This window comes from Nannocystis sp. (assembly GCF_016714285.1).
Taxonomy (GTDB): Bacteria; Myxococcota_A; Polyangia; order Nannocystales; family Nannocystaceae; genus Nannocystis.
The window spans coordinates 740,699-755,060 of the sequence record NZ_JADJNN010000002.1; the positions used below are offsets into that span (position 1 = coordinate 740,699).

Annotated in this window: 12 protein-coding genes; 4 read left to right on the plus strand and 8 right to left on the minus strand. The window is 71.6% G+C overall.

Annotated elements, in window-relative coordinates; genetic code table 11:
• Positions 1–13 precede the first annotated feature (13 nt).
• Together IPJ59_RS07270 and IPJ59_RS07275 are read right to left on the minus strand one after the other, a co-directional pair.
• Entirely contained in the window at positions 14–3,379 is a 3,366-nt protein-coding gene (locus IPJ59_RS07270) for a VIT domain-containing protein (RefSeq protein ID WP_293270421.1), read from the minus strand.
• A gap of 218 nt (positions 3,380–3,597) precedes the next feature.
• Positions 3,598–4,167, minus strand: a complete 570-nt coding sequence (locus IPJ59_RS07275; protein ID WP_293248409.1) for an alpha/beta hydrolase — start codon at positions 4,165–4,167, stop codon at positions 3,598–3,600.
• 130 nt (positions 4,168–4,297) lie between these two features.
• On the opposite strand from IPJ59_RS07275, the gene IPJ59_RS07280 reads away from it, so the two are divergent.
• Both IPJ59_RS07280 and IPJ59_RS07285 read left to right on the plus strand, forming a co-directional pair.
• The gene (locus IPJ59_RS07280; RefSeq protein ID WP_293270423.1) at positions 4,298–7,081 is read left to right on the plus strand and encodes a type ISP restriction/modification enzyme; all 2,784 of its coding nucleotides are present in this window, start codon (positions 4,298–4,300) and stop codon (positions 7,079–7,081) included.
• 33 nt (positions 7,082–7,114) lie between these two features.
• Positions 7,115–7,738 carry a hypothetical protein gene (locus tag IPJ59_RS07285; RefSeq protein WP_293270425.1) on the plus strand — a complete coding sequence of 208 codons (624 nt, stop codon included), beginning with the start codon at positions 7,115–7,117 and terminating at the stop codon, positions 7,736–7,738.
• Between the two features lie 61 nt (positions 7,739–7,799).
• Here IPJ59_RS07285 and IPJ59_RS07290 read toward each other — a convergent pair whose 3' ends face one another.
• The 4 genes from IPJ59_RS07290 to IPJ59_RS07305 all read right to left on the minus strand — a co-directional run bounded on the left by IPJ59_RS07290 (position 7,800) and on the right by IPJ59_RS07305 (position 10,070).
• Entirely contained in the window at positions 7,800–8,864 is a 1,065-nt protein-coding gene (locus IPJ59_RS07290) for a tyrosine-type recombinase/integrase (RefSeq protein WP_293270427.1), read from the minus strand.
• Entirely contained in the window at positions 8,861–9,076 is a 216-nt protein-coding gene (locus IPJ59_RS07295) for a helix-turn-helix transcriptional regulator (protein WP_293270429.1), read from the minus strand. Before IPJ59_RS07295 ends, IPJ59_RS07290 begins: the two co-directional genes overlap by 4 nt.
• A 114-nt stretch (positions 9,077–9,190) precedes the next feature.
• Positions 9,191–9,385 carry a helix-turn-helix transcriptional regulator gene (locus IPJ59_RS07300; RefSeq protein ID WP_293270431.1) on the minus strand — a complete coding sequence of 65 codons (195 nt, stop codon included), beginning with the start codon at positions 9,383–9,385 and terminating at the stop codon, positions 9,191–9,193.
• Complete coding sequence (locus tag IPJ59_RS07305; RefSeq protein ID WP_293270433.1) at positions 9,375–10,070, minus strand: helix-turn-helix domain-containing protein; 696 nt, start codon at positions 10,068–10,070, stop codon at positions 9,375–9,377. Before IPJ59_RS07305 ends, IPJ59_RS07300 begins: the two co-directional genes overlap by 11 nt.
• 293 nt (positions 10,071–10,363) lie before the next feature.
• Between IPJ59_RS07305 and IPJ59_RS07310 the strand changes: the two genes are divergently transcribed.
• Entirely contained in the window at positions 10,364–11,698 is a 1,335-nt protein-coding gene (locus tag IPJ59_RS07310; RefSeq protein ID WP_293270435.1) for a hypothetical protein, read from the plus strand.
• Here the strand turns inward: IPJ59_RS07310 and IPJ59_RS07315 are convergent.
• Both IPJ59_RS07315 and IPJ59_RS07320 read right to left on the minus strand, forming a co-directional pair.
• Positions 11,652–12,155 (minus strand): hypothetical protein, encoded by a 504-nt coding sequence (locus tag IPJ59_RS07315; RefSeq protein ID WP_293270437.1) that lies wholly within the window; start codon positions 12,153–12,155, stop codon positions 11,652–11,654. The two genes, IPJ59_RS07310 and IPJ59_RS07315, sit on opposite strands and share 47 nt — an antisense overlap.
• Before the next feature lies 1 nt (position 12,156).
• Positions 12,157–12,804 (minus strand): ParA family protein, encoded by a 648-nt coding sequence (locus IPJ59_RS07320; RefSeq protein ID WP_293270439.1) that lies wholly within the window; start codon positions 12,802–12,804, stop codon positions 12,157–12,159.
• Between the two features lie 880 nt (positions 12,805–13,684).
• Here IPJ59_RS07320 and IPJ59_RS07325 point away from each other — a divergent pair.
• Positions 13,685–14,275, plus strand: a complete 591-nt coding sequence (locus IPJ59_RS07325) for a hypothetical protein (protein ID WP_293270440.1) — start codon at positions 13,685–13,687, stop codon at positions 14,273–14,275.
• Positions 14,276–14,362: the final 87 nt, after the last annotated feature.

Sequence of the window (14,362 nt, forward strand, 5' to 3'; positions counted from 1 at the left end):
CGGGCCCGGACGATCAGAAGCGCGTCGGCGGGAGCGTCGTGGGTGCGACCGGAGGCGGCGGGGTGTAGGCGCCGCCCGGGTCCTTGGCGCCGGGCTTGGGGGCGTCCAGGCGGGCGTCGGCGTTGCTCTTGACCAGGGGCGCGTCGAGGCGGCCGAGGTCGACGAAGGCGCCGTCCTTCATGATGACGAAGGGGTGCTCCTTGAAGCGGAGGTGGCCGAAGCCGTCGTGCTCGATGACCTCGAGCTTGCCCATGCCGTAGCCCATCGGGCCGCGCGAGTAGTAGTGGCCCTGGAGGGTGTAGGGGAAGGCGCTGGGGTTGCCGGGGACGGTGAAGCACTCGGGGCCGTAGCCGGTGGTGACATCGGCGTAGAGCTCACCGCCGGAGGCGAGGCTGCGGTTGCTGAAGTATGCATGGCCGCCGCGACCGTCGTAGATGTGGAAGTCGACGTCGTTGGCGTCGGTCTCCCAGTTGAGGACGAAGCGCAGCGAGGGGTTCGCGTCGGGGGTGACGTTGGCGGCGGCGAAGGCCTCGCGGGCGGTCTTCTCCTCGCCGGGTTTCTCGGCGAGCCAGGCGGCGGCGATCAGGCGCAGGTCCTCGTCGAGGATGCGCTGGACGCCGGCGAAGCGGCCCCAGGGGTAGGACTGGCGCGCGCCGGCGAGGGCGGCGGCGAAGGCCTCGGCGTGGCGACCGGCCTTGAGGAGCGCGAAGGCGTAGAGGCGGTGGCTCGAGGGGTGGTCGGGGCGCTGGGCGACGGCCTGGGCGAAGGTGTCGACGGCGAGGGCGAGGCCGGCGGGGCCGAGGGCTTCGAGGCGTTCGCCGGCCATGCGGCGGATGTCGGCGCGACTGGGGAAGAGGTCGATGAGGGAGCCGTAGGCGCGGGCGGCGAGGTTGAAGTCGCCGCTGGCCTCGGCGACCTCGCCGAGGGCGAGCAGGGCCAGCTCGTCGGCGGGGTTTTGTTCGCGCCACTTCCAGGCCTCCTCCATCGCGGCGCCCTGACGGCCCTCGGTGACCTGCTGCATGACGGCGGCGAAGCGGCCGTCGTAGGCGTCGGCTGGCTTGGGGCGTTCGATCGGGCGGGCCGCCTCGAAGGGGTTGGTCGGCTGGATCGGCTGGAGATCGCGGGGTGGTGGCGGCGGCGGCGGGCGCATGCGGGGCGCGCCGCTGTCGCCGTTGCGGGAGGTGGCGGGCTTGGGCGCGGACCGGACCTTGCGCTTCTCGGCGACGTCCTCGTCGGCGAGGATGCGCGACGGGGCCTCGGCCTCGATCGAGTCGGCCATGCGCTCCTCCGCCATCGGCATGGGTGCGCCGCCGGCCGCGGCGCTGAGGCTGCCCGGGGCGCTGGGTGCGTCGAAGCGGCGGCCCTCGGGTTCGGGCTCGCTGGGGGCCGCGGCGACGGCACTGGGGTCGGCCATGCCGTCGGCGCTCTGCGGGGCGAAGCGGTCGGTCGGGGCGTCGTCCTTCGCCTCGCGCATCGCCGACTTGCTCTCGCCGCGGGCCTCGGTCTTCTTGTCGGAGTCGCCGAACAGGCTGTCGAGGATGCCGGGCTCGGCGCTGGGGCGGCGGCGGTTGTCCTGCTCGAAGTCGCGGACGGCGATGGTGTTCTTGTCGGGGACGCGGCTGCGGTCGATCGCGGTGATGCCGGTGGGGCCGACGGTGAGGATCTCGGCGAGGGCGTTGCGGTCGATGCCGAAGCGCTGGTAGTCGTAGTCGGTCTCGAGCACGAGCAGGGCGGTGTAGTCGGAGAGCACGCGGTACTTGACCGAGAGGTCGAGGATCTGCTTGCGGGTGTCGGCCTTGCCGGCGTCGCTGGCTTCGGTCATCGCGCTGAGGCGGTCGATGTTGGCCTTGATCCACGCGCGCTCGAGCAGCGGGCGCTCGGCGGTCTTGAGCGGGACCTCGCGGCTGTCGCCGGCGTCGCCGAGCTCGACGCGCATCGGCGTGCCGGGCGGGAGGTCGGCGAACACGAGCACCTGGTCGCCGGGCTGGACGGCGTCGAGGGTCTGCGGCCACACCCAGGTCGCGCCGGGGACGTTGACCTTGAGGCCGCTGCGGGTGGCGCGGATCAGCCGCGAGGCGAGCAGCGGGGCGGCGAGGCGGGCGTTGACGACGATGCCGTCGCGCTCGAGGCCGGCGTTGGTGAGCTCCTTGAGCGAGATCTCGTCCTGGACGCCGCCGTCGACGATGGCGTCGAGGCGGCGCACGCCGACCTGTGCGAGGGCCACGGCGGCGGCGCGCAGCTTGTCCTTCTCCGTCTCGCCGGCGGTGAGGATACCGTCGCTGACGACGAGCACGCGGTCGTGGCGGGCGGGGTGTTCGGCGACGAACTTGAGCGCGCCGGTGAGGTCGGAGGCGCCGAGGGCGTTGCGGCGGAGGATCGCCTGCTGGGCGTCGGCGCTGAAGCTGCTGGCCTTGCCGGCGAACACCTGCTCGACGCTCTGGTCGAAGCAGAGCACGCGGAGGTCGAAGTCGACGCCGGCGGCGGCGCGCAGCTCCGTGACGATCTTGCCGAGGCGCGAGACCTGGCCCTTGAAGTCGACGGCCCGCGAGGCGCTGGTGTCGAACAGCAGGGTGACGCCGTTGATCGGCTCGGCGGGGAGCTTGATGTCGGGGGCGACGCGGGCGACGGCGAGGCGGTCGTAGCGGAGGCCGACCTCGGCGCTGCGCCGCTGGGTGGCCAGCTCGAGGTCCTTCTGCGGCATGAAGTTATGCTCGCGGACGGTCAGGTGCTCGGGGCCGCTGGCGCGGGGGACGACGACGTCGACGTCGAGGTCTTGCAGCTGCGGGAGGCCGCGCAGGAGCAGGCGGTAGGGCTCGCTGTTGCTGGGCAGGTTCTCGGAGTAGGAGACGATGATCTCCTTGACGGCGCGGGCAGGGATCGGGAAGACGCGGGCGGAGAAGCGGTTGCCGGCGTTCTTCTCGAGCAGCGCGGGGTCCTGGCGGCGGTGCAGGGCGTCTTCGTAGGCGCGGCGGGCGGCCTGCAGCTCGACGACCTCGGCCTCCTGCCATTGCCCATTGATCAGCATGGCGAAGCGGGAGATGGCGGCGCCGGTCGGCAGGTTGATCTCGAAGCGGCCCTCGATCTGGCGGTCCTGCGGGTTGCGGAAGACCATGCGCAGCTCGGTGAAGGCCAGCGGGTCCTCGACGACGGCGCGCGAGGTGAGGGAGATGAGCTCGAGGCCGGTGCCGTCGGCGGCGGTCAGCGAGAAGGGGGCGACGACCTCGCCGGCTTCGCCGGGCTCGGTGGGCTCGCGCCATTGCAGCGAACACTCGCCGACCGGCTCGCTGGCGTCGATCGCAGGCTTCTGCGGGCGGGCGGTGCAGGAGAGGCTGGTGACGCTGGCGATGCTGAGGAGGACGACGGGGAGAATGCGGGGCATGAGGACTCCAGACTCGCGAGCGTAGCGGAGATCGAGGCTCGCGCGGGGGGCCGTCAACGCGGTGGAGTGCGGGCCGGTCTCGCTGGCGAGGGGGGCGTAGAAGTGCGCGCAGGCGCACGACGACGGGGTGTAAGCGGCGGTTTGCGGGCGGCGTTGGCGGGGGTTGCAGCGGAGCACGCTGACTCGCGAGCGCGGCGAGTCAGCGTGAGCGCGGCGAGTCAGAGCGAGCGCAGGGCTGCGAGCACGGCCGGCGCCTCGCTGGCGTTGAAGTGGCGCGCGCCGGGGACGACGACGATCTCGGCGGCGAGGCGCTCGCGCCAGAGGGCCGCGTTGCTGGCGTGGTCGCGGGTGAATGGGTCGTCGTCGGAGAGCAGCACGACGACGCGGGAGACGGCCGCGCGGGCGCGGGCGAGGTCGGGGAGCTGGGTCTGCCAGGGGACGATCGTCGGCCAGGGCTCGTCGACCTGCCACCAGCCCGCGACGGCGAGCAGCGCGGAGATCCGGGCGCCGTCCGGGAGGGTGGCGAGCGCGTGCAGGGTCGCCTGACAGCCGACGCTGTGGGCGAGCACGACGGTGTTCGCGAGCTCGACGGGGTCGCGGCCGAGCGCGGCGGCGATGGCCGGCGGCCAGCTGTCGATGCGCGGCTGACCCGGCTCGGGCAGGTCGAGCGCCAGCGGCGGCGCGAAGCGCTGGTCCGGGTCCGCAGCGAGCTGCTCGCCGAGCCACGGGTAGAAGTCGGAGCCGGGGCGGCCGGCCCAGCGCGGGACGATGACGAGGCGACGGGACATGCGGCGCGCAGTGTAGCTGCAGGCGACGCGCGGTAGGTTGGGGTCGAGGCCGGTGTAGCTGCACCGGCTGGCGATCGCGGCGACGCTGCAGCGGACGCGGGTTCGCGCCGGGTGGTAGATTGGCCGGGCGATGGGAGCACCGGAGGAGCCGCTGGCGCGGGTGCTGGCCGGGCTGGCGCGGGGGCTGCGGAGCTCGCTGCGGGCCCGGCTGCGGCGCGAACGGGCGGCGGGCGGAGGAGCGCTGCTCGAGCTGCGGGCCGAGGTGACGCGGGTGCTGGTGGCGCAGGACGAGCGCGAGTTCGCCGACGGGTGGGCGCAGACGCTGGTGTATCTGCTGCTGGTGGCGCGCTGGCTCGACTCGCCGGGGGATCCCGCGGAGCTGCTGGCGGCGCGGGTGTGGCGGGTCGACGCGCGGCTGGCCGGGCTGCTCGCGCGGATGTTGCAGCTCGCGGAGCTCGGCGAGCTGCGGGCGGCGATCGCCGGGTTGACGCTCGCGGGCGTGACGGAGCAGCCGGTGATGCACTTCTACGAGCGCTTCCTGGCCGCGTACGACCCGCGGGCGCGGGCGGCTGGCGGGGTGTTCTTCACGCCGGCGGAGATCGTCGACTATCTGGTGGCGACGACGGACACTGTCCTTCGGGACAGGCTCGGGCTGGCGCTCGGGCTGGCCGACGCGACGGCGTGGGGCGAGTACGCGGCGCGGCGCGGGGTCGCGGTGCCGACGGGGATCGATCCGACATGTCCCTTCGTACAGGTGGTCGATCCGGCGGCGGGCACGGGGACCTTCGTGCTGGCGGTGATCCGGCGGGCGCACGCGACGATGACGGCGCGCTGGCAGGCCGAGGGGATCGACGCGGCGGGGCGACGAGCGCGGTGGTCGAGCTACGCGCGTGCGGCAGTCTTGCCGCGGGTGCGCGGGGTGGAGCGGATGCTGGCGTCGTGGGCGATCGCCGTGCTGCGGCTGGCGCTGCTGCTCGAGGAGACCGGGGTGGAGGGCGCGCTGCCGGGGCCGGTGCTGCTGCTCGGCGACACGCTGGCGGCGGGCGAGCTGCTGCGCGGGCCGATCAGCGTGGTGATCGGGAATCCCCCGTACGAGCGTGAGGCGCCGGGGGCCGGCGGCGGCGGGGAGATCCGCGGGGTCGCTGGCGAGGGGCCGCTCGCCGACTTCATCGCGCCGGCGCGTGCGGCGGGGGCCGGCGCGCACGTCAAGAACCTCTACAACCTTTATGTCTACTTCTGGCGCTGGGCCTGCCGCGAGGTGTTCGAGCGGCGGGCGGACGCGCCGGGCGTGGTCGCGATGGTGACGGGGGCGAGCTTCCTGCGCGGGCCGGGCTTCGCGGGGATGCGGGCGCACCTGCGCGGTCAGGCGAGCGCGCTGTACGTGCTCGACCTCGAGGGCGACCGCCGCGGGGCCAGCGTCAGCGACAACGTGTTCGGGGTGTCGGTGCCGATCGCGGTGACGACGATGCTGCGCGATGGGCTGTCCCCGGGGACAGGTGATGTGTGGCTGCGGCGGGTGCCTGGCAGTCGGGCGGACAAGCTGGCGCTGTGCGGGGCGACGGGCGGGCTCTGCGAGCTGGGCTGGGAGGCGGTGACGGGGGACGCCGCGACGCCGTGGGTGACGGTGGGTGGCGCGGCGGGGGGGTTCGGTGGGTGGCCGCGGCTGGTCGACCTGTTCCCGTGGCAGCACTCGGGGGCGCAGTGGAAGCGGACCTGGCCGATCGCCTGCGAGGCCGGGACGCTGGCGCGGCGCTGGCAGGCGCTGGTGGCCGGTGATGCGCGGGCGGAGCTGTTTCGTGAGACCCGTGATCGCAGGGTCGACGGGCGCTACCCGCCGCTGCGCAGCCCGGGGATGGACCTGTCTGAAGGGCCAGGTGAGCCGATCGCGGTGGCGCGGGCGCAGCCGCCGGTGCGGGCGTACGCGTTTCGCTCCTTCGATCGTCGGGTGTGTCTGGCCGACGCGCGGCTCGGCGACTTCTTGCGGCCGTCGCTGTGGTGGGTGGCGGGGCCGCGACAGGTGTATCTGGCGTCGCTGTTGACGGGGGCGCTCGGGCCGGGGCCGGCGGCGTCGATCTGCGTCGACCCGCCGGATCTACACTTCTTCTGCGGGCGCGGCGGGAAGGACATCGTGCCGCTGTGGCGCGACCCGCAGGGCGAGCGGGCGAACGTTGGCGCCGGGGTGCTGGCGGCGCTGGGGGTGCGGCCGGAGGATCTGCTCGCGTATGTGGTCGCGCTGCTGTCGGCGCCGGGCTACGCGGCGCGCTTCGCTGTGGAGCTGCGGGCCGGTGGGCCACGGTTGCCGGTGACGCGCGACCGGCTGCGCTTCGCGGCCACGGTCGCGCTCGGGCGGCGAGCGATCGCCGTGCAGACCTTTGGCAGGCGGTGGTTCGGCGAGGGCGAAGCACCGGCGTGGGAGGGCGCGGCGCGCTGCGTGCAGGCGCCGACGCGGGCGCCGACGGCGGTGGAGCACGCGGACGGGGCGCTGCGGCTGCGCGACGCGGCCGGGGTGGTCGGGGCATTCGCGCCGGTGTCGCGGGCGGTGTGGGAGCACGCGCTGTCGGGTTATCGGCCGGTGCAGGCGTGGGTGGCGGCGCGGCTGCAGGGTGGTGCGGGCCGGAGGTCGTCGCGGCTCGACGCGATCGCGGAGCCGTGGAGCGCGGCGACCACGACGGGGCTGCTCGAGCTGCTGTGGGTGGTCGAGGCGAGCCTGACGCTGGCGCCGGCGCTCGACGAGGCGCTGGCGGCGGTGTGCGCCGGGCCGTGCTGGGGCGCGGACGAGCTGCCCTTGCCGACGGCGGCGGAGCGGCGCGAGCCGAGGATCGGCGAACATCAGCAGGGCCAGGTCGTGCTGTCCGCAGATCCGGCGTCGGGCGCGGGCGGTGGACGTGCGGACGGCCGCGATGGGGCGACTTGAACCGTCGGTTGCTCCTGCCCTACCATCGCGGTGATGCGAACTGCTCTGATGTCTCTCGGTGTGCTCGGTGTGCTCCTCGGGGCGGCGGCGGCTGCCTGCGGCGGGGACGAGGTGGATTGCGACTGCGCGGAGGTCGGCTGCTTCGCCGACATGTGCACGAAGACGGTGTTCGTGCTGGCGGCCCCGGTGCCCGCCGACTTCGGCGGCGTCGCGGGTGCCGACCAGCTGTGCGCGCAACAGGCCGCGGGCGCCAAGCTGAGCGGCACCTACTACGCGTGGCTCAGCGACAGCGCGCAGGGGCCCTTCGACCGCTTCAGCAAGTCGACGGTGCCCTACGTGCTGCCGGACGGCTCGCCGTTGGCCGAGGACTGGGAGTCGCTGCGCGCGAGCGGTCCGGCCACGCCGATCGATATGAATGCCGCTGGCGTGCGGCTGGAGGACGACGATGATACGCACGTGTGGTCGGGCACCGGACCCGACGGGCGCACCGAGGATTTTAACGGGGCGTCGAACTTTTGCATGAATTGGTCGCGCAACGTGACGGACGATTTTACGTATGTTGGGTATCTGCGCAAGCGGGACAAACAGTTCGCGTGGACCCGGGCGGCGTTCCTGGCGTGCACGGGGACCGGGTTGCTGTATTGTTTCCAACAGTGAGGATTAGGCTAATTGATCGTGTGGTTTCAATGAGTTAGACGGGGGCGTGCTCGCGCCTCCGTCAGCTCTCCAAAGCGTGGATCGCGCGAGTGCTGGCGCCGCGTCGGTCGATGTACCGGCTCGCGGTCTGCAGGCTCTTGTGGCGGAGGTGAGAAGCGACCGCCGCCACACCGCCGCCGCCGTCGGCGATGCGGGTCCCGCAGGTCTTGCGGAGCACGTGCGTGCCGTGCCAGGCGAGCCTGGCCTCGGTGACGAGGCGGTGCATCCACCGCTCGATGTCGTGCTCCTTGTAGTGCCCGCCGGCGTCGGTCGAGAACACGAAGGGGCCGCGCTGGTGCTTGATCGCGGCGAGGGCCTCGGCGAGACGGCGGGTCAGCCCGACCTCCTCCTCGGTGCGGCCCTTCGGCACGCCGAGCTTGCCGCGCACGATGTTGTGACGGACCGTCATGCTCGCGCGCGCGAGGCTGAGGTCCGACCACTGCAGCCCGAGGATCTCCCCGCGGCGCAGGCCGCCGTCGATGCCGAGCAGCACCATGGCGATGTAGTCGGGGCCGAGCACCTGGGCAGCGGCGAGTAGCGCCTTCACGTCGTCCTCGCTGTAGGCGATCGGGAGCTTGTGGATCCGCGCCGGGATGTCGAGCCGCACTGGCTCCTGCGCGAGGATCTTCTGCTCGATGGCCACGCTGAAGACGCGACGCAGCGTCTTCAGGACCTCGGTCATGGTGCCCCGGGCCTTGCTGGCGAGCGACGCCTTGATCGCAGTGAGGTCCGTCGGCTTGACCTCGTCGAGGCGTCGACGAGCGAGCACCGGGAGGAGGTAGAGCCGCAGGTGAACCTCGTAGTTCATCAGGGTGTTCTCGGCGAGGCGGTTGGCCTTGCACAGGTCGAGGAAGATCACCGCGAACTCCGTGAAGGTGGGCGCGGGCGGCTTCTCGGGCGCGGGCTCGGGGGCGAGGAGCTGCACGAGCATCTCCTGCTCGATCGAGCGGGCCCACCGCTCCGCAGCGGACCTGCCCGTGACCGGTGCCTTGATGCGTTTGCGCAAGGTCCGGCCGTTCGGGCCGTTGACGGTGATGTCGACTTCAAACTCATTCTTCGTTCCCTTCCACGGGCGCAGCTTGATCATGGGAGACCTCCTGCGCTCGCCTTGTTCGCCGAGAGCCATTCTGCGATGACTCGAGGGTCGAAGCGAAGGCTGCGGCCGATGCGAAGGGCGCCGGGGATCTGGCCGCGGGCGACGCGGGAGTAGATGCCGCTACTGCTGGTGCTGAGCAGTACAGCGAGCTCTTGCACCGTGAGCAGCGGCGGCGGCAGGTCGACCTCGCTGCGCGACCTCACGCCTTTGTTGACGACGTTCTCGGGGATCGCTCGATGCCTGTCCTTTGGGACATGTCGTCTCCCCACAGACACTATGTAAGGATGCGGTTTCTCCACGGCGCCCTCCGATCTAGCTCACCTGCCCTCGAGCCACGCGTGCAGCTTGCCGACGTGGAACCGGATCCACCCGCCGTACTTCTGCGCGCCGGGGACCTTGTTGGCCGCGACCAGCCGGTACAGGGTGTTGCGCGAGAGGCCCGTCAGCGCCAGCGCCTCGCGGAAGTTGATCGTGAGGGCGCCGGACGTCTCCGACGACGTATCAGCCGCCATGGCGCCCCCCGTCCTGCCCGGCCGGCATGTACCGGTGGCGGATCACGGCGGCGAGCAGCGTCCCGGCGCTCACACCAGCGCCGGCGAACAGCAGCCGCTCGCGCCGCTGCCTCTCCTGCATGGCAAGCCCGTAGCCGATGAGCATCGCCCCGACGAGGCCACATCCGGCAATGAGCACGCCGCTCCCGCGGCTCGGCACCAGCGCGCCACCCAGCATGCACGCCGCGAAGGTGCCCGCCTGCTGCCAGTCGCTCGCTCCCGAGGCCGACGTGCTCGGGCTCTCCGGCGCCGGTCCATCATCGAGGTGCTCGCCCTGGGCCACGACCTCGAGCGGGAAGTTGAGCCCCACCGCGATCCGCACGATCGTCTCCATCAGCGGCCGCGTCTCGGTCGGCCCGAACAGCTCACCCAGGCGGCCGCGCGAGATGCCGGCGCGGCGGGCCAGCTCCACCTGGGAGATGCCGCTCTGGCTGTGGACCTGGGCGAGCAGTTCGATCACCTCCCGCACCGAGTTGCCGCGCGCGCCACGGACCTTGCAGCCGGCGCGCGCGATCCGTAGCAGCCATGCATGCAGCGGCTCACGGCGGAGCACCTCGACGGCCTGCTCGTCCACGGCGTCCAGTTGAATGCGAGGGCCCGCGACCACACCGCGGACATACCTCGTCAAGAGTTCGATCTCACCCATGTACTGCATCGTCGCCTCCGGTTGATGCTCAGCGTAATGCCGGCGGGTCATTCGTCTTGGGGTCGACCTCCGCGCGAAACTATGGACTTTCCGTGATGGGCTCTGTTGGGGCCTGACTCTCCGGGTTTGTTTCGCGCCGTGTTGTCCCGCGGGCGCGCGGGGCCTGAGCGTGGGTGAACGTTTGGCGGAGAGCACGAATGTTGCGAGTCTCTGGCGGAGACCGTCGAAAGATCTCCGGAGCGAGACGCAAAATCGCCCGCACGATCGGGGTACACTGGACCGGGGGTTGAAGCATGCAGGATGTGCAGGAGCGCCTCGTTGAACTGCTGCGATTACCGGACGGCGCCGACGCCTTCGCGGTGCTGCGCCGTAGACATCTCGAGCGATGGGCCCAGCCGGTGGTCCTCCGCTGGGAGGTGCACGGGCAGGAGGAGATGCTGATCCATCCGCTGCATCGGGCGAAGATCCGCCCCGATCGAGGCTCGATGGCGCTGATCTACACCTGGCCTGGCCGTGGCTCTCGCGTCGTGGCCCGCGGGCACGTGGGCTCGATGCGTGCCCGCCTCGCCGAGATTATCCGCGTCGGGGGGCCGCACGGCGGCGCCCAGGTCGAGGATCTGGAGGACTGCCCCGAGCGCGTCAGTCGGATCATTCTCACCAGCTGGGAGGGCCCTGCAGCGTCGGACAGCGCCTGGACCGCCTGGTTCGGCGCGGGCTACGAGGCGCGCGTGCGGCCGATCGCCGGCCAGCACTGTCTCGTCGTCGTCAGCCCGCGTGGCTCGTTCATCCTCCAACACTTCGGGTTGCACCTCGGCATGGCGAGCGCGGCCAGGTTCTATCAGGGGAACGACGACGTGTTCGCCGATGACTTTCACAGCTCGAGTCAGCCGTTCCACGTCCGCGTCCGCGGCGTGCCGCACCGCCTCGAGCATGTGCCGATCCCGGGCCTCGTGGGCTATGCCAGGACCGAGGTCGGCGAGGTCTACCTCTGCCTGCTCGGGGTGAACGACACCGCGCTGGTCCTGGTCGACGGCCAGGGCACGCGCTGCCTCGTGCGAGAGGCGCCGACGATGCTCGATGGCTGGGAGCTGTGCACGAACGAGGGCCGGAAGCTTCCCGCCACGGTCCCGGATTGCTTCGATAGCGACGCTGTGGCCGCGGCGTTGAGCCACATGACTTCCCTCCCGGCGCCGATCCTGGCGCACCTGATCGCCCTCGTGCGCGCGGCGGTCGTGGACAACGGGACACGCGAGGTCCGCCGATTCATCTGGTCGGTCGCGGCGTTGCTCGAGCAGGGTCAACGCGAGAACATGTTGAGCGACGGAGAAGAACTGTGGCGACGAGTGACCGCGATATCTGGCACGCGCGAGCTGCCCAGCGATCGAACCCAGCGAGACGCGCTCCGCTGGATCTTGGAGAATTCTCCGATCCTCGTGCAAACGCGTGAGGGTCGGCGTGTCCGCTGGCGTGTGCTCTTCGACTTGATGAGCACACCAACGCAGGAGTTCTTGTCGGCGATCGCTGACAGCACGGCCCGGCTGGTCCGCGCGGCGAAGGCGGTGGCGCGCGAGGGGAAGCCCGTCAAGCGTCCGGCGCGGTCTTCGTCGGCCGGTTCTGGCGGCGCTTGAGGCGCTGCCACTCCGCGGAGAGCACCGAGCACACGACGTGCGTGCGGCTGCATTCGTATTCGCTGGCGAGCTCCCGCAGATGGGCCTCGACGTCGGCGGGCAGGCGAAAATGGTTCGATCGTGAGGGCTGACGCTTGTGCGTGGGCGGGAGCGCATACGCCTCGCTCTTCGCCTTGCGCGGCGCGGCCGTCCGACGTCGTTTCTTCCTGGGCCGCTGTTCGGGATCGGGGGCGATGGTGAGATTCGGGGGTGGCTTCACCTCCGGCTCGGGATCCATGGTGAGATCCGGATCCCGCGCTCCGGCGGGATCGTCGGTCGACGGCGAGTCGTCCGCGAGGCCACCGCCGTCGCGCAGGAAGTTGAGGGCGGCTGGTGCGGGCCCGCTGGGTTGGCGGGCGCCGGGATTCGGCCGCATTTTGTAGTCGAGGCCGCTCGGCTTGCGGTTGCGCTGGGTCATCTCAGAGCTTCCCCCCGAAGCCGCAGTCGGTGAGCAAGTCGGCGCAGAGCTGCTGGATCGCACGGTCACCCTGGGTGCCCTTGCCGTACGGGACCTCCCACACCGGCCTGAAGTACTCGGCAGCCTTGGCGATCGCGGCCGAGGCGGGGATGGGCGCACCGCGAACGACCGCGTTGGGGATCTGCTCGGCGGCCTCGCGCAGGCCCTCGACCACGCGCTTGCCGGCGAGGTCGCAGCGGTTGAGCACCAGCGTGATCGTCCCCTTCGTGCGGCGCAGGCTCGGGTAGATGTTGCCGAGGTTCTCCATCGCCAAGCGACCGTCGAGGGGCACCAGCCACATGTCCGCAGTGACTGAATCGACGATCTCGATGGCGGGCGGGCAATCCGCGATCACGAGGTCGTAGTTGGCGATCCGCGCCGGCAGCTCCATCGGGCTGTAGACGACGTGCAGGTAATCGCTGTGGCGGTAGGAGAGCCCATCCTGCACCTCACAGTCCCCGCCGGCGAGCCACCGACACAGGTCGCCCTGCCGGTCGAGCCCGACGGCGAGCGTGCGAATATGGTGCTTGGCCGCGTACAGCGCGACGTGCACGGAGAAGGTCGTCTTACCGATGCCACCCTTGTTGTTGTAGACCGCGATCGTTTTCATGGATCGGAGCCTGGCGGTTCCCACGACGGATGGCCACGCCGATGTGCACGCTGGTAGCCCCAATTGGGGTGAGGCGTGTAGACATATTTCCTCAGACGTCCCAGACCGTCCCAAGTCATAGGCGCTGAAATGTGCATCGTGGAGATCACCTCCCGCGGTGGGCTCGAGGGCTGCGTCGAAGCGCCGGGGCGGCGTCGACTTCGTGGGCGAGAACGAGGGGGGCGCCGCGGCCAGCCGGGGCGCGCGGTGGGGCGGCGGCCGGCGAGGCCGGGGGCGCGCCGCGCCCGGCGGCTGCGCGGCGGGGGTCCGGCGGCTGCCAGTAGGGTGCCGCGTTGCACGAGTTGTACGTCGAGGCACGCCACCTGTGGGGCCGCACACCGCAGCCAATTCTCCACGCCGCGTGGTGCGTCGCCTCGCAGCTCCGTGCGACGCTTCGGCCCGCAGCATCGACGCCGGTTTCGCCGTCACGGTAACCGGCGAGCGGCGCCAAGATCGCGGCACGGGCCGCCGCCAACCAGCAGCCAGATGCCACCTTCCACCTGTCTGGTGGCCCGCAGGCGGCAGGTGAAGGGCCCATGGAGCGGGCCACGGCGCGGGCGCCAGGTGTCGCCGCAATGAGGGCTACGCGGAGCGCCCCACGCGTGGCCAGGAGCGTGGTGCAGATTGTGGCCCTCGTACGGGCCACGCCGTGGTCGCAGGCGAGGGCGCCCACCGATGCCCCGACGAGGGCGACACGACGGGGGACGACGCGGGCACCGGCGCCCTTGCAATCGGTGGGCGCAGCCGACGACGATCGAGGGGAGGAGTGACGGGCCCCGACGTGGCGACGCGGACCCGCGGCTCGTGGGAATAGCGCGTGGGCGTGTAGGTTGTGTCCCCGATGGTCCGCCTCTGTTTGCTGTCGCTCTCGCTGCTCGCCTCGCCCGGCTGCGCCTCGCTATCGGATGGCAAGCCCGCCGAAGACGCGGTCCCGATCACTTTCACCAACCACAGCAAGCACAGCGTGTGCGAACTCTACGTCATCCCCACTCAGGCCAAGCTGTGGGGCAAGAGCCGGCTCACGGTCCCCGTCGGACCCGGTCAGTCGACCTCGGTGATGCTCCACCACGGCCGTCACTCCGTGCGCGCTGGCGAGTGCGGCGTGCCCAACACGCTACTCGTGCTCCACGATCTCGACGTAGTCGGGCCGCATGAGCTGGTGCTGCACGAGCCAGGCGCGCCGAGGGCATCGGACGCAGGGCGCACGGCGTGGCCGGTGACGACCTGGCTGGCGGTCGCGGGTGACTGGTACGTCCCGCAGGCGTTGCTCGCGGCAGGACCCGCCCATCGGGTCAAACTCGAAAGCGCCTGCGAGCAGGACCTGCGCCTGCGCCTCGCCCTGGCGGATCACGACGATGCCGGCCGAGAGCTTCGCGCGGCTGGCCCTTCCAAACGGCAGCAGCGTGGCGATCGTCGACGCCGACGGGCATGAGGTTGCAAGCTGGGTCAGCGCGGCGGGCAAGCAGCTCGTCCGCATCGCGTCCTCGTGTCAGGCGATTGTGGCGCTGTAGTCGTCAGC